General features: G+C 68.8%; 15 protein-coding genes and 1 pseudogene. 8 read left to right on the top strand and 8 right to left on the bottom strand.

What is annotated here, in order from left to right:
- Window positions 1-233: 233 nt before the first annotated feature.
- From AB0K14_RS30620 to AB0K14_RS30610, 3 genes are all read right to left on the bottom strand, one after another.
- Window positions 234-1,310 carry an integrase core domain-containing protein gene (locus tag AB0K14_RS30620; protein ID WP_360456489.1) on the bottom strand — a complete coding sequence of 359 codons (1,077 nt, stop codon included), beginning with the start codon at window positions 1,308-1,310 and terminating at the stop codon, window positions 234-236.
- A gap of 291 nt (window positions 1,311-1,601) precedes the next feature.
- Window positions 1,602-2,543 carry a Leg1-related protein gene (locus tag AB0K14_RS30615; protein WP_360456462.1) on the bottom strand — a complete coding sequence of 314 codons (942 nt, stop codon included), beginning with the start codon at window positions 2,541-2,543 and terminating at the stop codon, window positions 1,602-1,604.
- Window positions 2,544-2,649: 106 nt separating this feature from the next.
- Window positions 2,650-3,807 (bottom strand): oxygenase MpaB family protein, encoded by a 1,158-nt coding sequence (locus tag AB0K14_RS30610; protein ID WP_360456459.1) that lies wholly within the window; start codon window positions 3,805-3,807, stop codon window positions 2,650-2,652.
- A gap of 795 nt (window positions 3,808-4,602) precedes the next feature.
- On the opposite strand from AB0K14_RS30610, the gene AB0K14_RS30605 reads away from it, so the two are divergent.
- Both AB0K14_RS30605 and AB0K14_RS30600 read left to right on the top strand, forming a co-directional pair.
- A complete protein-coding gene (locus AB0K14_RS30605; protein ID WP_360456456.1) occupies window positions 4,603-6,561 on the top strand; it encodes an FAD-dependent oxidoreductase in 1,959 nt (652 codons plus the stop codon).
- Window positions 6,562-7,045: 484 nt separating this feature from the next.
- Window positions 7,046-8,005, top strand: a complete 960-nt coding sequence (locus AB0K14_RS30600; protein ID WP_360456453.1) for a tyrosine-type recombinase/integrase — start codon at window positions 7,046-7,048, stop codon at window positions 8,003-8,005.
- 213 nt (window positions 8,006-8,218) lie between these two features.
- Here the strand turns inward: AB0K14_RS30600 and AB0K14_RS30595 are convergent, their stop codons facing one another.
- Both AB0K14_RS30595 and AB0K14_RS30590 read right to left on the bottom strand, forming a co-directional pair.
- A complete protein-coding gene (locus AB0K14_RS30595) occupies window positions 8,219-8,581 on the bottom strand; it encodes an integrase core domain-containing protein (protein WP_360456486.1) in 363 nt (120 codons plus the stop codon).
- Window positions 8,470-9,222: a hypothetical protein gene (locus AB0K14_RS30590; RefSeq protein ID WP_360456492.1), complete on the bottom strand. Its 753-nt coding sequence runs from the start codon at window positions 9,220-9,222 to the stop codon at window positions 8,470-8,472. Before AB0K14_RS30590 ends, AB0K14_RS30595 begins: the two co-directional genes overlap by 112 nt.
- 1,226 nt (window positions 9,223-10,448) lie before the next feature.
- Here AB0K14_RS30590 and AB0K14_RS30585 point away from each other — a divergent pair.
- Window positions 10,449-13,139 (top strand): RICIN domain-containing protein, encoded by a 2,691-nt coding sequence (locus AB0K14_RS30585; protein WP_360456450.1) that lies wholly within the window; start codon window positions 10,449-10,451, stop codon window positions 13,137-13,139.
- A 141-nt stretch (window positions 13,140-13,280) separates the two neighbouring features.
- Here AB0K14_RS30585 and AB0K14_RS30580 read toward each other — a convergent pair whose 3' ends face one another.
- The 3 genes and pseudogenes from AB0K14_RS30580 to AB0K14_RS30570 form a co-directional block, all read right to left on the bottom strand.
- Window positions 13,281-14,039: an RICIN domain-containing protein gene (locus AB0K14_RS30580; protein ID WP_360456447.1), complete on the bottom strand. Its 759-nt coding sequence runs from the start codon at window positions 14,037-14,039 to the stop codon at window positions 13,281-13,283.
- A 131-nt stretch (window positions 14,040-14,170) separates the two neighbouring features.
- Window positions 14,171-14,527: pseudogene (locus tag AB0K14_RS30575) on the bottom strand (alpha-L-fucosidase); the annotation flags it as partial.
- Window positions 14,528-14,686: 159 nt separating this feature from the next.
- Complete coding sequence (locus AB0K14_RS30570) at window positions 14,687-15,631, bottom strand: YafY family protein (RefSeq protein WP_360456444.1); 945 nt, start codon at window positions 15,629-15,631, stop codon at window positions 14,687-14,689.
- A 63-nt stretch (window positions 15,632-15,694) separates the two neighbouring features.
- On the opposite strand from AB0K14_RS30570, the gene AB0K14_RS30565 reads away from it, so the two are divergent.
- From AB0K14_RS30565 to AB0K14_RS30545, 5 genes are all read left to right on the top strand, one after another.
- Entirely contained in the window at window positions 15,695-16,870 is a 1,176-nt protein-coding gene (locus tag AB0K14_RS30565) for an epoxide hydrolase family protein (RefSeq protein ID WP_360456441.1), read from the top strand.
- Window positions 16,871-16,926: 56 nt separating this feature from the next.
- Entirely contained in the window at window positions 16,927-17,073 is a 147-nt protein-coding gene (locus AB0K14_RS30560) for a crosslink repair DNA glycosylase YcaQ family protein (protein WP_360456438.1), read from the top strand.
- Window positions 17,055-17,645, top strand: coding sequence for a crosslink repair DNA glycosylase YcaQ family protein (locus AB0K14_RS30555; protein WP_360456436.1), 591 nt, complete (start codon window positions 17,055-17,057; stop codon window positions 17,643-17,645). The genes AB0K14_RS30560 and AB0K14_RS30555 overlap by 19 nt, the downstream gene beginning before the upstream one ends.
- Window positions 17,642-17,812 carry a hypothetical protein gene (locus AB0K14_RS30550; protein WP_360456434.1) on the top strand — a complete coding sequence of 57 codons (171 nt, stop codon included), beginning with the start codon at window positions 17,642-17,644 and terminating at the stop codon, window positions 17,810-17,812. The genes AB0K14_RS30555 and AB0K14_RS30550 overlap by 4 nt, the downstream gene beginning before the upstream one ends.
- A 139-nt stretch (window positions 17,813-17,951) precedes the next feature.
- Window positions 17,952-21,650: a helix-turn-helix domain-containing protein gene (locus tag AB0K14_RS30545; protein WP_364339469.1), complete on the top strand. Its 3,699-nt coding sequence runs from the start codon at window positions 17,952-17,954 to the stop codon at window positions 21,648-21,650.
- Window positions 21,651-21,752 lie beyond the last annotated feature (102 nt).

Below are 21,752 nucleotides of genomic sequence, written 5' to 3'. Positions count from 1 at the left end.
GGAACTGGGTGACGATTGCGAGACTCTGGTGATGGAGGCATGTAGCGCACTCTCGGACTCCGGAGGCAGCTTCCATATCGGCGGTTTCGGAAGTGACGAGTGGCCACTCGATATCGCGTACGATTTGTCCGCTTTCATGGAGCAACTCCCTTCACTTATGACATGCCTGCGCGACCATCGCGAAGGCGAAGTCGACATGTACCCTGTGCCGCTCGAAAAGTCATCGCTACTGGTCAAGCGGCATGTCTGTATTCGTTGATGAGGCCGCCGAGGATGCGGGTGCGGAGCACTCTGTGGGTGTCGAGGTCGTGTTCTGCGGCAGGGTGCTGCTGGGTCTCGGGTGGTAGTTGATCGCGGGCTTGGTGGGGGCGGTGTCGGTTGTAGTGGTCTTCGTAGGTCTTGAGGACCTGTCGTGCGTGGGTTTCTCCCGTGATGAGGATGTGGTCGAGGAGTTCGCGTCGGAGGGTGCCGATGACTCGTTCGCAGTGGGCGTTCATCCGGGGTGCCTGCGGTGCGCTCTTGATTACGTGCAGGTCGTCGGCCTGGAAGACGGTGTCGAACGTCTGGCTGTACTTGCCGTCGCGGTCGCGGAGCAGGAAGCGCAGGGACTCCGTCCGGTGTCCGAGGTCGGCGGTGAGGTTTCTGGCCTGCTGTGTGGTCCATGCCTGTGTCGGGTGGGCGGTGACGCCGGTGATGTGCAGGCGTCTGGTGCCGTGTTCGAGGAACGCCAGTGCGTAGAGGCGTGTGCCGAGCATGGTGTCGAGGTGGAGGAAGTCCGCTGCGATGATGCCCTGGGCTTGGGCGGTGAGGAACTGCCGCCAGGTGGGGCCGGTGCGGCGGGGTGCCGGGTCGATGCCGGCGTCGTGCAGGATCCGCCAGACGGTCGAGTGGGCGATGTGGTGGCCGAGGCGGGCCAACTCGCCATGGATCCGGCGGTGTCCCCATCGTGGGTTCTCGCTGGCGAGCCGCAGTACGAGCGTCTTGATCGCCGTCCGGGTCGGTGGGCGCCCGATGCGTCGCCGCGCGCTGTAGTTCCACTTGCGGGCCACGAGTTTGCGGTGCCAGGCGAGCAGGGTGCCGGGCGTGATCGGGAAGACTTCCCGCCATCGGCGACGATCGAGCAGCTCGGACAGGGCGGCGAACCATAACCGGTCCGTGGGCTCGTAGCGGACCGGGCCCGTCAGTTGGCGGCGAAGGACCGCGTTCTCGTGCCGCAGCACGAGCAGTTCGGCATCCTTGGCCGCCTCGCTGCGGAGAAGCACCGCCGGGACGGACAACAGCTTCCGGGTCACTTTGTACAGCAGGGACATGATCACCCGTACATGGTCCCAACACTGTGGCGGCCTTGCTCTACCAGCGACGATGACTTTTCGAGCGGCACAGGATGGCAGCCGTGACCCTGAGCGCCTCGAGACCTCGGGCGCTGTGCGTCCTCTACCTGCATGGATGAGGATATCGGCAGGCACAGGGTCATTCGAGTGGGTGGTGGAGCGATTCCTGCGGGCGGAACCGCGTCGGCGGGCACATGCGTATGTGCGGGCACTATTCGCGCCGATCGCGGGGCGGGACTTCCTCCAAGCTCCGGTAAGGCCGGTCCCCGGTCAGGGGCGCAGCAGGTAGCGGAGCAGCTTGCGGCGCTCGGCGGTGTTGTCCGGCCGTGGGTTGAACACCGCGTCGAGCAGGGACAGCACCTGGTCGCGGGCCTCGCGGGTGCGCATGATCCGTTTCCACAGCACCAGGTTGAGGTCGTAGCGCCACTTCGGGGTGGTCGCGAGGCGCAGGACGTTGACGACGTTGCCGCGGGCCTTGGCAGGCAGCGCGTCCAAGTCCCCGGGCGTGGCGAGCAGCGTTTCGGGCAGCACGTCGAGGCCGTGCGCGGTCATGAACGCGAAGTCGGTCGGCCAGGCAGCCGCCCACAGGTAGTCGACCATCCGGCACCAGCCGCGCAGGAACGTGACCTCCAGGTCTGGCCAGGGGGTGGTGTCGACTGCGCCGAGCACGCCGACCACCACGTCCAGGCACGTCTTGTGCGCCTTCCACAGCGCCAAGCGCGCCGGTTCCGGGTCCGCCGGCCCGCTCGCGCCCAGCAGGGCGAAGTAGGCGCGCCAGTCGGCCACCGCCGCGACGAGCTCCTCCGGCACGACGCCGCCGACCACGTACCGGAACCGGGAGCTGGTCGGCGGGTCGGCGATGCGCAGGTCCGGCGCCACCCCGACGTCCACCGCCGCCAGCCACGGGATGACGTTGAGCGTGTAGTTGCCGTAACCCCAGGGTGAGTCCGGGTCGATCCGCCCGTCCCGCCGGGTGGTGGCGCCGAGCCGACCGGTGCGGAACTGCCACTGGTGCTGGAACATCAACCCCCACAACGGGTTGTGCCGGTTGTCGGCGCCGAACCTGTTGGCGGGGTTGGTGTTGTCGATCATCAGCCGGTAGGCGGCCATCCGCTGCTCGAAGGAGAACGGGTCGAACGCCTCCCGCAGGTCTTCCGCCGTCGTCCACACCGAGTACAGGTCCAGAGCGGTCAACTCGTCCGGGTGTGCCATGACCGGGATCCTCCGCGGTGGGTCGGCGGCCGAGTCCGACCAGACCCGCCGGAGTGACCGGAGTCCGCCTGGTCCGTGGCCGTGTGATGCGTGACGGGTTTGCCGGTCAGCGCTGTGTGGTGGTTGGTTCCGTCGTGGTGGGGACGGGGGACCGGCCTTCGGCTTCCCACCGTTCGCGCAGGTCGCTGGGGATGGTGAGGGTGGTGGACTGGCCGTTGGTGAGGTTGCGGACGCTGCCGCCGAGCAGGATGGTGCCGGCGCGGTCGAGGATGGTGGTGGCCAGGGTGCTGTTGTCCTCGGCGCGTTCCAGTGCCCGGACCAGGCGGGTGCCGGCGCGCACGACGCCGTTCCAGCCGCGGGACTTGGGCACTTCCATCCAGTCGGCGACCTCGGGGTTGACGACCTGGCGGATCATGGCGGCGACGATGCCGTCGAAGAGCTTGCCGGGGAAGAGCTTCTCGTAGAGGTCGATCAGGTGTCGGGTGAGCGCCACGCCCTCGGACGACGGCCCGTAGACGGACTCGACCATCGCGGCGCTGAGCTCGCGGGCCTCCTGGACGGACTCCGGCACGGCCTCGGCGGGGATGCCGAGCATGGCGCCCGCGGCGCGCCACACGTAGTAGTAGTCCTCGGCCTCCTGCTCGGTGACCGAGATGCCCATGCGGCGCATGCCCTCGATGACCTGGACGGAGAAGATGAGCAGGGCGCCGACCATGTCCTGCTGGCACACCGGCACGCCGTCCGCCTCGACGTCCCACCGGCCGGACTCGGTGAGGAAGTGGCGCACCGCGGCGTGGATCAGGCGCGTCTTCTGGATGGTGGGCACGAACGACCCGCCCGAGCCGAACGCGTCACGGCCCATCATGTTCATCACGAACTGCGAGGTCTCCGACAGCCGCCGGTGAGGCTGGTTCAGGCCGTGGGTCAGGGTGAGCGCCCGGGACGCGCGGGCGTGGGCGTAGCAGTTGACCATCGCGCCGAACGTCAGCACGGAGGCGACGTGCACGCCGTCGTCGACGAAGAACTCGTAGGCCCGCGCCACCCGGTCCTGGTCCACCCATGCTGGCGGGTTGTCGGTCGCGACCAGGAACTCCCGCACCGAGTCGGGCAGCTGCTCGGGGATGGGCTGGTCGTTGGCGCGGAAGTGGGCCAGCACTTCGTTGACCACGTCGACCCGACCGGTGGTGACCAGGTCTGCGACGACCGCGTCGGCGAGCGGGTCGCCCTGGAACTTCAGTGCCTCGAAAGCGGCTGCATCGACCACCGTGACCACCAATCACTCGGGAGTGATCACCAGCTCACTCCTCGTGCGCTTGGCATGCCAGAACACGATCCGGTGATGGATCATGCCGGGGTACTACTCCCCGTGTGTCAACCGCAGAAAACGGGTCTCGTTCGAGGGATGTGCCAGCGAAAGCGAAAGATGCTCGGCATATCGGGTCGGGTTCTGCTCGGCAACACTGACCGGGTGTTCGCGGCACTTCGATCGGAGATGGTGACGGCGGGATCTACCGGGGAGAGCTGGGATCCAGGATCAGAAGGTGGTCGAGGCGGTGTTCGCGGCGATGGACGTCGATGAGGGTGCAGACCCGACCTCGTCCTCGACGCCCTGCACGCGGCCGAGCGGACACGGGGCGGCCTGGCCGGGTCGGTGTTCCACAGCGACCACGGCGCGCAATTCGGCGCCAAACGAGTCTCGACACCTGCACCAACGTCGAGAACCAGGCCAACTGCGAACTGTGACGACAATCCACACCGCGGCGCACCGCTCGCCGCCGCAGTGTGTGGTCGGTGCCGTCAGCGTCTTGGACGCGGCAACACGCGAGAGCCGGGACTGGCCGCGTCACCGCGGCTCATTCGGGGCTGTGGACAGGCACACGATCCGTCAGCAACGGCACCGGCACAGTCGCCGCAGCATCCCACACCGGAGCAACCCGCACTTCACGGGAACACGCCCACTGAGAATTCGCCAAGTCCTCCGGGGGCGACTCAAAAGGGGCAACCGAAACACTCGTTCCGGGTATGTCAGCGCCTGTGTCGACTGCCAGAGAATCATGCGATGTCTCGAAATGCTGACGTGCACGGTTTGCCCAGCGTCATCGTCGTGGGCGCGGGGATGTCCGGGTTGGCCGCCGCGCGGGCACTGCGCGGACTCGGCCATGACGTGGTGGTGCTGGAGGGACGTGACCGCGTCGGCGGGCGGATCTGGACCGACGAGCACGGGGTCGATCTCGGCGCGCACTGGATCCACGGCACGGACGGCAACCCGATCACCGAACTGGTCGAGGACCTGGGCATCCCCTACAGCTACGTGGGCGGCGACAGCGCCTACACCGGGGGCTTCGACAGCCTGGACCTGTTCGGCGCGGACAACCGCCTGGCCAACCACCGCCACAAGAGCCGCACCCTGCAACTGGCCGACGACGTGCTGCACGAGCTCGAGCAGCGGGCCGCGATCGCGCGCAAGGGGCAGCACCCGGACACCTCGCTCGGCGAGGCCCTGCGCCAGATCCTCGCCGAGCGCCGGCTGTCGCCGGAGGACGAGCAGGCAGTCCGCTACCACCTCAACGTGCTCCTGCGCGAGGACGTCGCCGAGGACCCCGACAGGCTGTCCCTGCAGTTCTGGGAGGACGGCTACCTGGTCTACGGCTACGGCGACAGCGTCCTGCACCAGGGCTACCAGTCGGTGGTCGACGCCTTCGCCGAAGGGCTGGACGTCAGGCTGGGCCACGTGGTCACGCGGATCGACACCACCACCGGGCGGGTGCGGGTCACCACCGGGCGGGTGCGGGTCACGACCGACCGGGGTGACTTCGACGCGGACAGGGTGCTGGTGACCGTGCCGCTCGGTGTGCTGAAGTCCGAGGTGGTGCGCTTCGAGCCGCCACTGCCCGAGGCCAAGCGGTCGGCGATCGCCCGGTTGGGCTTCGGCACCCTCAACAAGATCGCCCTGCACTACCGCGAACCGTTCTGGCCGCGGGACCAGTACGTCTTCGGCTACCTGTGCCGCGACACCGACCGCTACCCCACGGCCGTCATCAGCATGTGGAAGTCCCACGGCAAGCCGGTCCTGGTGCTGCTGCTGGGTGCCTCGCTCGGCCGGGAGGCGGAGACCTGGTCCGACGAGGACGTCGCCGCCTACGCCGGAACCATCGTCGAGGACCTGTTCGGCGCCGACGCGCCCGCGCCCGAGCGCATCTCGCGCACCGCGTGGTCGTCTGACCCCTTCGCGCGAGGCTCGTACACCTGCATCGGTGTCGGCTCCTCGTCGAAGGACATCGGCACGCTGGCCGAGCCGGTCGGCGATCGGCTGTTCTTCGCCGGCGAGGGCACCAACCCCTACCACTGGGGCTGCGTGCACAGCGCCTACGAGTCCGGCCTGCGCGAAGCCGCGCGGATCAGCGGGGACACCACCCTCTACACCCCGCCGAGCGCCGGGACCTCCCGCCGCCAGTCGCGCAACACCGACCGCGTGCTGCGCTTCGCGCGGATGCGGATGACGCACATCGACGAGCGTGATCTGGCCGAGCGGGTGGCGTGCCTGCGCGAGGGAGTCGACCCGCACGGGCTGCGGCTGTTCGCCTCGTTGACGGACTCCGAGTTGGAGACGCTCGCCTCGATGTTCGACGAGATCCCGTTCACCGCGGGCGATGTCGTCTGCCGCGAGGACGACGCCGCGCACGGGGTGTTCATCGTCGCGGGCGGCGAGGTCGAGGTCGACTTCGGCGGCATCTACCAACGTGCGGCCATGGGTCGCGGGGCCGTGCTCGGTCACTACGACCTGTTCTTCAACGCCCGCACCACGTCGGTGACGGCGCTCGGTGACGACGTGGTCCTGTTCTACCTGGACCACTACCGGTACCAGAGCTTCCTGCACGCCTTCCCCGACGTGCTGATGCTGATGATGTCGGACCTGGTCACGCGATGGGAGCAACTCGAGGGCACGCTCGGGTCCACGACCCTGTCCGCTGCCGCCCCGACGACCGGAGCGGCCCGGGTGGCATTCGACGGCGGCTGACCGGAGTGTGGGGTGCCGATACTCTGCAAAGCTGCTTTGACCTGCGACTTGAACGTCGGCAGCCTCGTGCCTGTTGATCGGTCGGGGCGAGTCGTCGCGCTGTGGCCATGTTTGTTGTTGGCAGGACTTCGGCCCACTTGATTTGCGCACAGGCGTTCGACGCCCGCTGCGGTCGACACAGACCCGTTATGGGAGGAAGATGGGAGGAAATTGGGAGAAGTCAAGGTGGGACAACAGGATCGAGCTGCGCTCAAGTGCATCCAACGGTGCAGTCGCGACCTGCCGTTTCGACATTTTCGCAGGTCAGGCCATGATCCGATCCACCTGGGGGTCAAGGGGTCGCAGGTTCAAATCCTGTCGTCCCGACGGCCAAGAGGGTCTTCGCAGGTCAGACACTGCGGAGGCCCTCTTTTTGTGATCTTGGTTCGTTCTTCGAGGTCGAGCACGTCGCTCAGCGACACCTTGACTCGGAGGGACCACCGCGATGCCCCTGCTGGACCTGGACAAGATCACCACCGGCCTGTCGAAGACCTGGGCCGGCTACTTGCGGGACTGGGACCGGACCCTGCGTTCGGCCAACCACCCGGAGACGACCCGCTACAACTACCTGCTCGCCGCCGCCCAGTTGGCCCGGTACCTGGCCGAGCACTCGCCCGACCCGGACGCCGACGATGCGGCCGACGACCCGTGCGAGGTGACCAAGGGCCACGTCGAGGCGTTCCAGGCGTGGATGATCGACACCCGCTCGGCGGCCACCGCGCTGAACAAGCACAAGGGCCTGCAGCAGTTCTTCAAGTGGCTCATGGTCGACGAGGAGGACATCGACCGCTCGCCGATGGAACGGGTCAAGCAACCCAAGCCGGCCAAGAAGCTCATCCCCGTCATCCGCGACGACGACACCAAGAAGGTCCTGGGCACCTGCAAGGGCAAGGACTTCGTCCAGCTGCGCGACGAGGCGATCATCCGCCTCTACTACAACACCGGCGCCCGCCTGTCCGAGGTCGGCAACCTCAAGCTCGACGACCTCGACATGAACACCGACTCGGCGCACTACCACGGCAAGGGCAACAAGGACCGCCGCGTCCGCTTCGGCCCCAAGACCGCCCGCGCCCTGAGCCGCTACCTGCGAGCCCGCGCCAAGCACAAGGGAGCCCACCTACCGGACCTGTGGTTGGCCGATCGCGGCGTCCGCCGCCTGGCCCCCAACGGCATCAAGATCATGCTCAAGCGGCGCGGCCTGGCCGCCGGTCTGACCGGCGTCCACGCTCACCGCTGGCGCCACAACTTCGCCCATGAGTGGAAGAAGGCCGGTGGAGACACCGGCGACCTCATGCTCTTGCTTGGCTGGACCTCCGAGGACATGCCCCGCCACTACGGAGCCAGTGCGGCAGCCGAGCGGGCTCAGGAGACGCAACTCCGGATGGGGATCGGCGAACATGTCTGATATGCGAGGGCTCCTCGCGTAGGTGCGCAGGTTCGGATCCCCGGTGGCGGAAGGTGCTGGTTGATGAGTGGGTTCGACGCCTTCATCCTCCGTAGGGAGCCGCACCCATGCCGAGCGAGATCTGCACGATGATCAGTGTGATCCTGTGGGGTGTCAAAAGTCGGCCACAGGACCTGACCTGCGGTTAGGCGGCTGCGTCTTCGTACTCGTTGATCAGGCCGCCGAGGACTGGTCGGCGGCGTATCGAGGTGCAGTCTGGCTCTGCGATCGGATGGTCTGGTTGTGGTGGGGCGAGTTCTCGGGCTTGGTGTGGTCGGCGTGGTTGTAGTGGGTCGCGTAGCGGTCGAGTACCGACCGCAGGTGGTGTTTGTTGATGATGGGCAGTCGGTCGGTGGCTTCGCGTCTTGCGGTTCCGACGAACCGTTCGGCGTGGGCGTTGGCTCGCGGGCACCGTGGTGGGATCTTCACGACCTGGATGCCCGCGCCGGAGAAGATCGCGTCGAACGAGACGGTGAACTGGCCGGCCCGGTCGCGGATGAGGAACCGGAAGTCGTCGGCCCGGTCTCCGAGGTCCATAAGCAGGTTGCGGGCTTGTTGGGTGGTCCATGCCCCGTCGGGGTTCGTGGTGACGCCGAGGATGTGGATGTATCGGTGGCGACCTCCATCACGAAGAACACGTAGACCCGCTTGAGGGTGACGGCGCAGTCGAGGTGGAAGAAGTCGCAGGGCAACAGGCTGGCTGCCTGCGTGCGCAGGAACCGCCGCCACGAGGCGTCGCTGTGGCGTCGGGGCGCGGGCGGTACTCGCAGGCGCTTCAAGACGCGGTGAACTGTTGACGCGGCTACACGGTGTCCGAGCTTGAGCAGCTCGCCCTGGATCCGGCGGTAGCCCCAGCCCGCGTTCTCCTGGGCCATCCGTTCGATCATCGCCACGATGGTGTCGTCGAGCGGTGGGCGCCCGATCCGGTTCGGGTAGGTCCACTTCTTCGCGACCAGGCGCCGGTGCCGTCGAAGGACGGTGGCCGGCGTCACCAATCGGTGCTCGCGCAGCAGCGGAGGGAGTCGGCGAACCAGTGCGGAGCGCACCGCGCGGTCGGCCCACTCCAGCCGCGGGCGGGGGTTGGTACGGCGCAGTACGGCGACTTCGTGCCGCAGTACCAGCAGCTCGGCGTCCTTGGCCGCTGATGACCGGCCGAGCAGAACCAACCAGCCGATCACCCGGACGAAGATCAGGTACAGCAGTCGTGGCGCCACGCCTCACGATCATGCTCCTACGGCACGTGATGCGCGATCGCCGCAGCTCAGTGCCTCAGTGCAGAGTTCTGGCACCCCACACGGCACCATCAAGTCCATCATCAAAGGTCGTTACCCCGGTTGACCCACCGGTCCCGAATCTCGAAGATCGCATGCCCTGAACCGGGGTGTGGCGACGACTCCCAGGAACTGTGCGTGGGCGCCGCCGTAGCGTATGAGTCATACTAATCTGAGGACATCCGTCGTCCATTCAGCGGCCAATCAGTCGCCGCCCGGAGTGCGATCGGCCTACCGCAGAGAAGATCTTGAAAGTAGACGCATCTGGTTCCTTGACGTCGAGCATGGCCGAACGCTGTGATGAGAAGGCAGGACCACCGCAGAGCCGCGGAGTTCGAGACCGCGCACGCCGCCATCCAGCGCTCGACCGACCGAACCTGCACCACCGATGAGTAAGACACATCATCGCCACCAGCGTCGGCTGGCGGGCACCACAACGTAGTGGAGCAGCTAATGGCGGCCGAGGGCCGTGTGTTCGATGTGCCGGGATCACGTGAGGCTGCGGGTGTGTTGCGTCGCAGGCGGCGGCTCGTGTGCCGGCGGGTGCCCTCGCCACCGCTTCCCGCAGTCACCAGGTCACTCCGTGGAGCACACCGCCCGCAACCGGAGCCAGGGCCGGTACTCGCACCACCACACCGACGCATCCCGGTCCGGCCGCAGCGGCCTGGTTTCACCGCCGCCGACCTCGTGCCGCTGATCCTGTTACAGGCCAGGCCGGGGAACGAGGGTGTGCCACACCCCCGAACGCGGCCGGGATCCGGGCATCTCCGAGGAGGTGCAGCGGAGAAGCCGAGAGGCTGTGGGCGAGATGGTGTACCGCCGCCACGCGGTATCGGACATCTGACCACGCGGCCTGTGGCCCTTCCTGACGATGACGCCTTCCCTGCACCGGACGCCGTCCCGGCGGAAGCGGATCGAGGCGAAGAGCCGGAACTCGTTCACCGTGATGTCCACGAGCACGACATCTGGACGCCGGGACGTTCATACCGACCGCCTGCCCCGTGCCGTGCGACTTCCCGGACTCCGACAACACCTCCATCCGGCTCGGGCACTCACGTCGGCCAGGCCGCACCGCGAACGGCGAGAAGAAGGTAGTGCGGTATTCCCGCCCGTCAAACGAAAGGGCTCGCGTCATGAGACAACACCTTCGGCCGCGGCGCCGTCGACGTTTCACGCCGGTGTTGGCGGTGACCGCGGCGCTGCTCACCGCTGCGGTGGGAACCACCCCGGCCACGGCGGCGGGTCCACGCCCCACGGCGGCTGCGGCAGCCGTTCCCACCGCAGCGGCGCCAGGCGTCGACGGCTTCACCGCGGGCAACGCCGCGATCGGGTCGGTCGACCTGGCCGGGACGTGGAGCTTCACGCCGGCGGGTCGGGCCACGACGTCGATCACCGTGCCCGGCGGCGGCTGGTACAAGCAGGGGTTCACCGACGTGCACGAGGCGGTGTACTCGCGCAGCGTGACGGTGCCGGACACGGGTCAGCCGCAGTCGGTGTGGATCGAGTTCGGCGCGGTGAACCACCAGGCGACGCTGTCGGTGGACGGGCGGGTGGTCGCCACCCGGACCACCGCCTTCACCCCGTCGAACTTCGACATCACCGCGTACGCCGCCCCCGGCACCACGCACACGATCAGCGTGGCGGTGAAAGGCCGCGGCGCGTTGAAGAACAGCGCGGGGAAGTACCTGGTACCCATCGCCGCCGACTGGTCGGAGTCGGTCCCGCAGGGCATCTTCCGCTCGGCGTTCCTGCGGGCGTACCCGGCGGTGCACGTCAGTGACACGTTCATCCGCACGTCGGTGGCGAACCAGTCCCTCACCTACGACGTGTCCGTGACCAACACCTCCGCGAGTGCCCGGTCGGTGACGCTGACCGGGGCGCTCGCGTCGGACGGCGGCGGCTCGTTCACCTATCCCGCCCTGCCCGGCCGCACGGTCAGCGTGGCCGCCCGTTCGACGGTCAAGGTGACGGTCGGCCCGATCGCGTGGAACCTGGGCACGGCCTCGTACTGGTGGCCGAACGTGCCCTACCGCCAGGGCTACCGGGCGCAGCTGCACCGGCTGTCGGTGCACGCGGTCACCGACGACGGGCGCACCAGCGACGCCACGTACCGGTTCGGGTTCCGCGAGAGCACGCAGAACGGCGAGTACTTCCAGCTCAACGGCGTGCGCGTGAACTACCGCGGCGACAGCCTCCAGGGCGCCGACTACGACCGGGTCGACAACGGCGGGAAGGGCGACGCCTACGACACGCTGCCCGGGTTCCTGCCGCCGTCGCCGGGCAACCCGGGCTGGCCCCAGGCCGTCGACAACTACCAGCGGCTGAACTTCAACGTGGTGCGGATCCACCAGGAACCGGCCACCCCGTACATGCTGGACGTGGCCGACGAGATGGGCCTGATGATCATCGACGAGAGCGCGATCCGCAGTGGTTCGCAAGACCTCGTCGGTGGGCACGACAACATGGTGGACCACGACCGCGCGCTGACGCTGCGAGACCGCAACCACCCCGCGGTCGTCCGCTGGAGCCAGATCAACGAACCGAGCTTCGGCAACGACTCCGAGCAGTTCGAGCAGGACCTCTACGCGGCGATCAACGGCAACGACGGCACCCGGCCGATCAGCATCGACGCCGCGCCAGGCGCCGATTCGGCCAGCCGCTACCCCAACATGAACTACCCCAACTTCGCCATCTTCGCGCACTACCTCGACGGCACGGGCCAGTACGGCGAGCGGGTGCAGACCGTGAACGGCCGGCCCGACGGCGAGGGCGAGTTCATCTGGCCGAGGTGCAACACCAAGCAGGGCTTCGAGTGGTTCGCCACGGCAACGGCCGCCAAGCGCGGCAAGGGCGCCAACGACCTGCGCCCCTACACCCTGCTGTCGGCCTGGGTCGGTGTCGTGCCAGGGGTGCGGACCACCGATCTCGTCCCGGAAGAGGGCGGCCGTCCCCTCTACGGCGCGGACAACCTGCCCGACCCCTGGAGCAACCCGCAGATCCAGCGGGTCCAAGCCGCGTTCAACCCGGTCGCCGCGATCGACCTGCCCTACTGGTCGGCCTCCGGCGTGTCGGACTCCAACGGCACCTTCCCCCTGCCGCAGGCCGTGCCCAGCTACCCCGCCAACACCACGGTGAACCGAAACATCACCGTCTTCAACGACGACCTCACCAACACCGCCGTGGACTTCGCCTGGAGCGCCCGGCTCGACAGCCCCACCGGCGCCGTGATCGCGTCCGGCAGCACCACCCTCACGATCCCACTGGCTTCGCGGGTGACCCAACCCGTGTCCTTCACCACCCCTGCCACCGGCTCACGGGTGTACCTCGTCCTGTCGACCGGCAAGTCCGGCACGACCACGTTCAGCGACTCGGTCGAGTACTTCACCCTGGGCGGCGGGAGCACCGGCCCCACGCCGGGCACCTACCGCATCGTCAACCGCAACAGCGGCAAGCCGCTGGCCATCACCGGCAACTCCACGGCCGACGGCGCCAAGGCCGTCCAGCAGACCGGGAACGCAACCTGGACCCTCGGCACCGCCCCGGGCGGCACCTACACCCTGCGCTACACCGCGAGCGGCAAGATGCTCGACGTCAACGCCTCCTCCACCACTGCCGGACTGCAGTTGCAGCAGTGGTCCGCCAACGGCGGCACGAACCAGCAGTGGTACCTGCGACCCACCGGTGACGGCTACTACTCCATCGTCAACGTCGCCAGCGGCCTGGCCGCCGACGTGTACGGCCTGTCGACCAGCGACGGCGCGCAAGTCGTGCAATGGGCCGCCAACAACGGCACCAACCAGCAATGGCAACTGACACCGAGCTGAGTGACGCCACACCCGGGCACGACGCCGGACCGCCGCGGTGAACGCGGCGGCCCGGTAACCCGGCTTTGCACGCCCCTGGGAATACCAGATGAGCATCGGTAACCGCCGCGCGGCCCGGGTGGGTCGCGCGGCGGTCGAGCGTCATACCGTTGTGATGGTCCAGTGGTTGTTCGGGCTGGAGTTGGGGGCCCCACATGGCGCAGGTGGCGCCTGTGGTCGGGTCGCCCATGCCGTCCAACGCGGTGTTGGTGCCGCGGTTGATGATCTGGTAGCGGCCGTTGCCGACGCCGTTGAGCCGCCACTGCTGGTGCCGCCGTTCCACGGCGCCTGTCGGACGGGTGCCCCGTTGGTGGTGTCGCCCCAGCTGTCGGCGACCATGCCGTTCGTGCGGTTGACGATGCGGACGTAGCCGCTGCCCGCACCCACCAGTTGCCACTGCAGGTTGGTGCTGCTGTCCCAGCTCCACTGCTTGAGGATCGACCCGGAGCCGACGTCGCCGCCACCGTCGAGCACCAGTCCCGTGGTGGCGTTGGTGATCCGCGCCCAGCTCGTGGATACCGGACTCGACGCCAGGGCGGGGATCTGGCCGGAGAACGTCAGCTTCACCACGTAGGCCGGTGCGGCGAACGGGGGAGTGGACGACGGCATCGTCAGGTGCAGGGCCGTGCCGTCCTGGCTGCGGTTGGGCAGGTCGGTGTACGACCCCGCGGTGGGGTTCAGCAGGCGAGCCGACACCAGGGAGCCGAGGTTGATCCGGTTTGCGCCGAGCGTCGTGATGTCCAGCGTGGCGCCCGGCCAGCCCAGGACGGTGGCGTAGAGGACCGTGTTGTCCTTGCTGCGGGTGAACCGGATGTCGCGGTTGGTGCCCTCACGCGGCTCGGTGAATGAGCCGCCGCCCATCGGGGTCGGCCCTTCACCGAAGCTGCTCCACGCCCGCGTGGCGTAGATCGACTCGCCGAAGCGCTTGAGGTGTCGCCGATCCTCGACAGGATCGACCGCTGCCGTGACGGGATGGTGCCGTCGGCCATCGGTGCGATGTTCAGCAGTACGTTGCCGTTCTTGCTGATCCGGTCGATCAACGAGTGCACCATCGCGTTCTGCGAGTAGTACCCGATTCCGACCGTGTAGCACCAACTGGAGCTGGAGATGCTGTCGTCGGTCAGCCAGTATGGGTGCTGGATGCCCGCCGGACCGCCGCGTTCGAAGTCGTACACCTCGCCGCGGTCGTTGAAGCCGTCCTTGTAGGTGGCGACGACATCAAGATTCCAGGCGACGGCGCGGTTGTAGTAGTGGGCCAGGAACTCCAGCCGACGCGACTCGGACCGTGCAGCCGCAGTCTGTGTTCGAGGACTTCTTCGTCCAGTTCTTTCGTCTACTACCGTGAGCACCAGCCAACCCCGGCTGCAGCGATCCACTAATCGAGTCTCAGTCAATGCCGGAGCGCTTCAGTCTGGACCAAGGACGCCGACGAGATCCTCGACCGCATCGCCTCATATCTTGATCGGATTCCTGGCGCAGGACACTAGCGCGGTTGACCACCGCGTGTCTCATGCGATGGCGCGGCCGAAGCGGTCGATGAGCTTCCGCAGGTGCTCGGCGAAGTCCGGTGAGTCCACGATGTCGAAGTCGACGTCGAGCAGGCCCAGGTAGAGCGCCAGGTACTCCAGCGTGTCCGCGCCTGCCTTGAGCAGGCAGTGGTGCTCATCGACGGCCTGGACCGCCACCGCGGGCGGCACCTTGGCGGCGACGGCCGACGCCGGTGCGTGCACGCGGATCGTCGCGTGGTGGCGCCACAGGGCGGCGCCGACGCCGCGCTGGAGGTATTGGACGACACCGCCTTCGGGGGGCTGCCGAGGGGCGAACCGACGGCCGTTCGGGGTGCGCGGGCGGATCCGGTCGACGCGGAAGGTGCGCCAGTCCTGGCGGTCGACGTCCCAGGCGACGAGGTACCAACGGCGGCCCATGTGAACCACGCTGTGCGGCTCGGCCTGCCGCCGGGACTCCGAGCCGTCGTGGTTGGCGTAGTCGAAGCGGAGGGTCTCGCGGTCGCGGCAGGCGCCTGCGAGGACCGTGAGCACTCCCGGGTCGACGGTCGGGCCCGTGCCCCGGACGGCGATGGTCGAGGTCTGCAGGGCTTCCACCCGGTGCCGTAGCCGCGAGGGCAGCACCTGTTCCAGCTTCGCCAGCACGCGCACCGACGTCTCCGCAATGCCCTCGACGCCCGCCGCAGTGCGCAGGCCGACCACGATCGCGACCGCTTCCTCGTCGTCGAGCAGCAGCGGTGGCATGGCCGCCCCGGCGCCGAGGGTATAGCCGCCGGAGACGCCCGGGGTCGCGTCGACCGGGTAGCCGAGGCCGCGCAGCCGGTCCACGTCGTTGCGGATGGTCCTGGTCGTGACGTCGAGGCGGTCCGCGAGTTCGGGGCCGGTCCAGGTGCGCCGCGCCTGCAGGAGGGACAGCATGCGCAGCAGTCTCGCCGAGGTGTCCGTCATGAAATTCGATCCTGCCGAGTAATGCGGAACGATCCTTTCCGCGATTACTCGTAGCGTAGCCCCATGAGCGAAAACACCGAGATCACGCCCTTCCGCATCGCCATCGACCAGGCCGAGCTGGACGACCTCGCCGACCGCCTCGGCCGCACCCGCTGGCCGAACGACCCGGGCGCGGGCTGGAGCCGCGGCGTCCCGCTGGACTACCTCAAGGGCCTCGCCGCGTACTGGGCCAACGGCTTCGACTGGCGGGCCCAGGAGCGCGAGCTGAACGCGTTCCCGCAGTACCTGACCGAGATCGACGGCCAGCGGATCCACTTCCTGCACGTCCGCTCCCCCGAGCCGGACGCGCTGCCGCTGGTCCTCACGCACGGCTGGCCGAGCTCGCCGTTCGAGTTCCGCCGGGTGATCGCCGGGCTGACCGACCCGCGCTCGCACGGCGGCGACCCGGCCGACGCGTTCCACGTCGTCATCCCGTCTCTTCCGGGCTACGGCTTCTCGACGCCGGTACACGGCCAGGGCTGGGGCAACCTGTTCCGCGTCGCGCAGGCGTGGGTGACCCTGATGGACCGGCTCGGGTACGAGCGGTTCGCGGTGCACGGCACGGACGCGGGCGCGGGCGTCGCGGGCGCCCTGTCGATGATCGCCGCGCACCGCGTCGTCGGCGTGCACCTCACCGGAACCAGCGCGGGGATGCCCTTCGGCCCCGCCGTCGAGCTGGATGGGCTGTCCAATGCGGACCGCGAGCGCGGCGAGCGCTTCAACCGGTTCCAGGCCGACGGGCTCGGCTACCTGCACCTGCAGGCCACCCGCCCGCAGACGCTGGCCTACTCGCTGAACGACTCGCCCACCGGGCAGTTGGCGTGGATCGTCGAGAAGTTCGCCGAGTGGACCGACCCGGCCGCGGCCCGGCCCGACGACGCCGTCGACCGCGACCACCTGCTGGCCCTGGTCAGCCTGTTCTGGTTCACCGGGTCCGGCGCGTTCTCGGCGCACGCCACGTACGAGGGGATGGCGGCGTGGCGCCAAATGACGGAGTCCACCGACGGCTGGGCAGGCGAGATGCCTCCCGCTCCACCGCGTGGGATCGCCGTCTTCGCGGGCGACACGACCATCCGCTCCCTGCAGGACGGTCCGTTGGAGCACTGGTCGGAGTACGACGCGGGCGGGCACTTCCCGGCGATGGAGGTCCCCGAGCTGCTCGCCGGCGACCTCCGCGCCTTCCTGCGCGAGCACCGCTGACATGGTGGCCGAAGTCCTCACCCCGCGGGCGCTCAACCGGGCGACCCTGGCCCGCCGTGACGGCGGTCGAACGGCTCGCCGGGCTGCAGGGGCAGGCGCCGGACGCGCCTTACGTCGGCCTGTGGTCGCGGCTGCGGGACTTCCAGCCCGACGCGCTGGCGAACCCCCGCTGGCGGACCGGGAGTTGGTCCGGGCGCTGCTGATGCGGGGAACCGTTCACCTCGTCACCGCCGAGGACTGCCTCGCGCTGTGGCCCGCGATCAGCCCGGTGCTGGAACGCGGCCTGCGCGGGCACTACGCGAACGACATCGCCGGGCTCGACGTCGCCGCCGTCGCCGAAGCGGAGCGGGTGCTGCTCACCGAGCGCCCGCTCACCTGGTTAGGACACCGGGCGCCGAGCTGCCTTGTGCTTGCCGACAACCTTCGCGACCGCAAGTACAGCCAGGCGTTCGACGCCGTCTTCCACTCCGACGATCTCCACGTGATCAAGAGCGCGCTACAGGCACCGCGGATGAACGCCCACTGCGAACGGGTCATCGGCACCCTCCGACGCGAAGTCCTCGACCACATCCTGATCACCGGCGAAAGCCATGCACGCCATGTCCTCACGACCTACGAAGACCACTACAACCGGCACCGGCCTCACCAGGCACGCGACCAACTACCCCCCAACGTCCACCAGTGCCCCACCGCCGTGCACGACCTCGACACCCGCAGACTGCACCGCACCCGCATCCTCGGCGGCCTCATCAACGAGTACAGACATGCCGCTTGACCAGCGAAGATGACTTTTCGAGCGGCACGCCGGATCAGGTGCGCGGGGTGCTCGTCGTGTCGGACACCGCCATCGCCAAGGCCGACGACCGGCTGGAGGCGTTGATCGCCGGCAGCACGCCGATCGACGAGGTCGGTCGTTCCACCACGATCTTCCGCCGGCCGTGAATTCCACCTCGCACGGCACATTTGCGGAATCGTGAGTGGGTAGTGGCCGAGTCCGTTAATTGGCTACGGTGGCCGACGGTTTGGGGTGCCGCGGACGAATTGAGTCCGCGGCAGGGGGAACAGATTCGTGTGCGGGGGGATGACCATGCCTCGACCGGAACGGCCACTGGATCCGGACGACGGAGCCGTGCAGCGCTTCGCCGCCGAGTTACGCGAGCTCAGAAGCAAGGCGGGCCGGCTGACCTACCGGCAGCTGGCGGATCGCAGCGGCTATGCGGTGACGACACTTTCCGAGGCGGCGGGCGGACGAAGACTGCCCACGCTGGCCGTCGCACTCGCGTATGCCATGGCTTGTGGTGGTGACGAGCAGGAGTGGACGGCGAAGTGGCGTGCCGCCGCGGTCACCGCCGCCGAGTCGCGATATGAGCGATACTCGCAAGGAGGGGGCAGGTCGCCATATCGGGGATTGCACGGTTTTCGGACCGAGGACGAGGATCTCTTCTTCGGCCGCGAACGGCTGGTGGCCGACATCGTCGAGCGGGTGCGGGCTCATCCCGTCACGGTTGTGTGCGGTCCGTCCGGGGTGGGGAAGAGTTCGTTGCTGGCGGCGGGCGTCGTGCCCGCGCTGCGCGAGAGTCTGCGACCGGTCGTCGTAACGCCTGGTGACCTGCTCGGCGGGCTTCCGTCCGCAGACACGGCCGTGCTGCTCATCGTTGACCAGTTCGAGGAGCTGTACACCCGGTGCGATGCGAGTGAACGCAAGGAGTTCATCGACGGAATCCTCACGGACGGCCGATTCCGCCTGCTGCTGAGCGTGCGCACCGACTTCTCCGCGCGGCTGGCCGAGCACCCCGGGTTGGCCGAGGCGTTGCGGGACAACCAGGTGCTCGTCGGCCCGATGGACGAGCAGGCGTTGAGCGCGGCGGTGACCAAACCCGCGCTGGCGGTGGGGCTGTCGGTCGAGCGGGCGCTGCTGGTGACGGTGGTGAACGAGGCTGACGGACAGGTCGGTGCACTGCCGTTGCTGTCGCACGCCTTGCTGGAGACATGGCGGCGGCGTCGTGGCGATGTGCTGACACTGGCCGGTTTCACCGCGGTGGGCGGTATCAGCGCCGCGGTGGAGCAGACCGCGGAAGCGACCTACGGCGAGCTCGGCCCCACGTCACAACGGCTGGCCGCCGGGCTGCTGCTGAGGCTGCTCGCCGTCGACGAGGAGACCGGCGCCGTCACCCGTCGCCGCCTGGATCTGGCCGAGCTGCGCGAGGTCGATCCCGAGGTAGGGGAGGTGATCGACCGTCTCGCCGGCGCACGGCTCGTCGTCGTCGATCAGGACACCGCCGAGATCGCGCACGATTGCGTGCTCACGGCCTGGCCGCGGATGCGCTCGTGGATCGACGAGCACCACGACGCGCTGCGGGCACACCGGACGATCACCGAAGCGGCCAGGACCTGGGCCGGCGGCGGACGGGATCCCGCGGCACTGGCGACCGGCACCAGGCTGGGGTCGATGTGCTCGTACGCCGTCTCGGGGTCGGCGCCGTTCCGCCTGAGCCAGGTGGAACGCGCGTTCATCGAGGAGAGCGTCGCGCAGACCCGGCGTGCCGAGGCGGCGGCCAGGCGGCGGACCGGCAGGCTGCGCGTGGTGACCGCCGTGGCGGTCGTGTGCGCACTGGCCGCAGGCGTGCTCGCCGTCGTCGCCGGCAACGCCACGACCGAGGCGTTGATCGCCCGTGACAACGCCCTGTCCCGCCAGACCGCGTTGACCGCGGCGAAACTGCGGGCCACCGATCCGGGCCTCGCCGCACAGCTGGCGATCGCGGGCTACCGGATCGCGCGGACCGGCGAGGCACGATCGGAACTGCTCGAACGGTCGAGCGCACCCGCGCCGGCCAGATATCTCGGTGGCGCCGGTCCGACGGCCCTGGACGCCTCCCCCGACGGGAACCTGGTCGCGGTGAGCGACGCGACGGACGGCTCGGTTCGCCTGCTCGCCAGGACCGGCGCCGGCCTTGCTCGTGCGGGCGTGATCAAGCCCCGGCAACGGGACGGCGGCGATGCGAAGGGCGCCATGGTCTACGCGCTGGCGTTGTCACCCGACTCACGCACGCTCGTGATCGGTGACATGGAGTCGGCCATCACGATGTGGGACATCACCGACCGGTCCGACCCGCGGCGGCTGGCCGTGCCGATCGACGCGGGGGCGGGCCCGATCGAACGGCTCGACATCGACCCGAGCGGCAGGCAGCTCGCCGCGGCGGGCGGCGACAGGATCCTGCGGTGGAACATCGAGGACCCCGCGAACCCGCGGGCACTCACACCGTTGCCCGCCCCTGCGAAGACCAAGACCGTCGTCCACGGCGGTGCCGGCCTGCTGGCGTTCGGTACCGAGGCAGGCCGCGTGCACCTGTGGCAGGACGACGAGGACCCTGTGGAGCTGGCCGTGCTGGAGGCCGGCGACCGCGGCGTTCCCGCGGTCTCGTTCTCCCCGGACGGGAAGGTGCTCGTGGCGGGTTCGCTCGATCGCGCGCTGCGGTCGTGGGACATCTCCGCACCGCGCGAACCCAGAACGGTCAGGTCGCTCGCCGACCCGTTCGGCCACAAGATCACGACGACCGCGTTCAGCCCGGACGGCGCTCACCTGATCGTCGGCAGCGCCGACTCCACGCTGCGCGTGCTGGACGCCGTCACCTGGACGGCGGTGGAGGTCCTCAACCACCCCGACGTCGTCACCTGGGCGGTGTTCACCGACAACGGTGAGTCGATCGTGTCCGTGACGACCGACGGCGCCGCTCGCGTCTGGAAGCTGACGGCCGCGCTTCCCCCGCGCGCCGACGCACCGATCTTCGACACGCGGTTCAACGGAAGCGGCACGCAGCTCGCCGTCTTCGCCGAGGGCGGCTTCACGTTGTGGGACACCTCGGATCCGGATCGCCCTGAACCGCTGACGAGCACGATCACCGGCACGGATGCCGTGTTCAGCGGCTCGGGAGACCTGTCGGGCAACCTGGTCGCGGCGGGAACCACGGGAGGCGAGGTCCACCTGCTCGACGTGTCCGATCCGCGCCGTCCCCGGCTGCGCGCCCGGCTCGGCGGATCTGAGGAGGAGGTCGCCGCGGTGGCGTTCAATCCCGACCGCTCGAGGCTCGCGGCGGCGGGAAGGGACTCCTCGGTCCGGATCTGGGACGTGACCGGCAAGGAGCCACAGCTGATCACCGTGTTCGACGCCCCGCGCGAAGTGGTGCTCGACCTCGACTGGAACCCCGCCGGCACGCTGCTGGCCGCGGCGAGCGCCGACAGCGACGTGTACCTGTTCGACGTCTCCGGCACACCGAGCCGGCGCGCCCGTCTCGAAGGCCTGGACAGCTACGTGTACAGCGCCGAGTTCAGCCCGTCGGGGAAGGTGCTCGCCGTCGCCGGCGTCGATGGCGTCGTGATCCTCTGGGACGTCACGGACCCGGCCGCGCCACTGCGGATCGGGCAACCCGTCAGCGGCCCGGCGGGACGGATCCTCGATCTCGGCTTCCACCCGACGAGAGACCTGCTGGCGGCCGGCGTCATCGACGGCTCGACCTGGCTGTGGAACGTGTCGGACCCCGCGCACCCCGTCCGCACCGCGGTGCTGTCCGCCGCTACCTCGCCGCTCAACACCGCCGTGTTCCGCCCGACCGGCGACCTCCTCGTCAGCGGCGGCAGCGACGGGAGACTGCGCTCGTGGCGCACTGACGAGGACGCGGTGATCTCCGCGATCTGCGCCGGCGCCGGCGACCCGATCACCGAGCGGGAATGGCGCACCTACCTGCCCGATATCCCTTATGCGCCACCGTGCCCGCCCGCCTGACCTCGGGTTTGTCCGAGGCCCCGGTTGTCCCGGCACGGGTTGTCCGGACGTTTGGGTGGCTCCGGGACAACCTCGCCCCTCGTAGACATGACTCAGCGAACA

This window comes from Actinosynnema sp. NPDC050801 (genome assembly GCF_040673975.1).
GTDB lineage: Bacteria > Actinomycetota > Actinomycetes > Mycobacteriales > Pseudonocardiaceae > Actinosynnema.
Note: the sequence above shows the minus strand (reverse complement) of the source record. Positions and strands in the feature narration are given on the sequence as shown.

Excerpts from the sequence above, each read along its gene's own strand:
- AB0K14_RS30615 (WP_360456462.1), bottom strand. The coding sequence starts at position 2,543 with ATGGCACACCCGGACGAGTTGACCGCTCTGGACCTGTACTCGGTGTGG.
- AB0K14_RS30605 (WP_360456456.1), top strand. The coding sequence starts at position 4,603 with ATGTCTCGAAATGCTGACGTGCACGGTTTGCCCAGCGTCATCGTCGTG.
- AB0K14_RS30585 (WP_360456450.1), top strand. The coding sequence starts at position 10,449 with ATGAGACAACACCTTCGGCCGCGGCGCCGTCGACGTTTCACGCCGGTG.
- AB0K14_RS30595 (WP_360456486.1), bottom strand. The coding sequence starts at position 8,581 with ATGGACCTCGGAGACCGGGCCGACGACTTCCGGTTCCTCATCCGCGAC.
- AB0K14_RS30565 (WP_360456441.1), top strand. The coding sequence starts at position 15,695 with ATGAGCGAAAACACCGAGATCACGCCCTTCCGCATCGCCATCGACCAG.
- AB0K14_RS30600 (WP_360456453.1), top strand. The coding sequence starts at position 7,046 with ATGCCCCTGCTGGACCTGGACAAGATCACCACCGGCCTGTCGAAGACC.
- AB0K14_RS30545 (WP_364339469.1), top strand. The coding sequence starts at position 17,952 with ATGACCATGCCTCGACCGGAACGGCCACTGGATCCGGACGACGGAGCC.
- AB0K14_RS30580 (WP_360456447.1), bottom strand. The coding sequence starts at position 14,039 with ATGGGCGGCGGCTCATTCACCGAGCCGCGTGAGGGCACCAACCGCGAC.
- AB0K14_RS30620 (WP_360456489.1), bottom strand. The coding sequence starts at position 1,310 with ATGTCCCTGCTGTACAAAGTGACCCGGAAGCTGTTGTCCGTCCCGGCG.
- AB0K14_RS30570 (WP_360456444.1), bottom strand. The coding sequence starts at position 15,631 with ATGACGGACACCTCGGCGAGACTGCTGCGCATGCTGTCCCTCCTGCAG.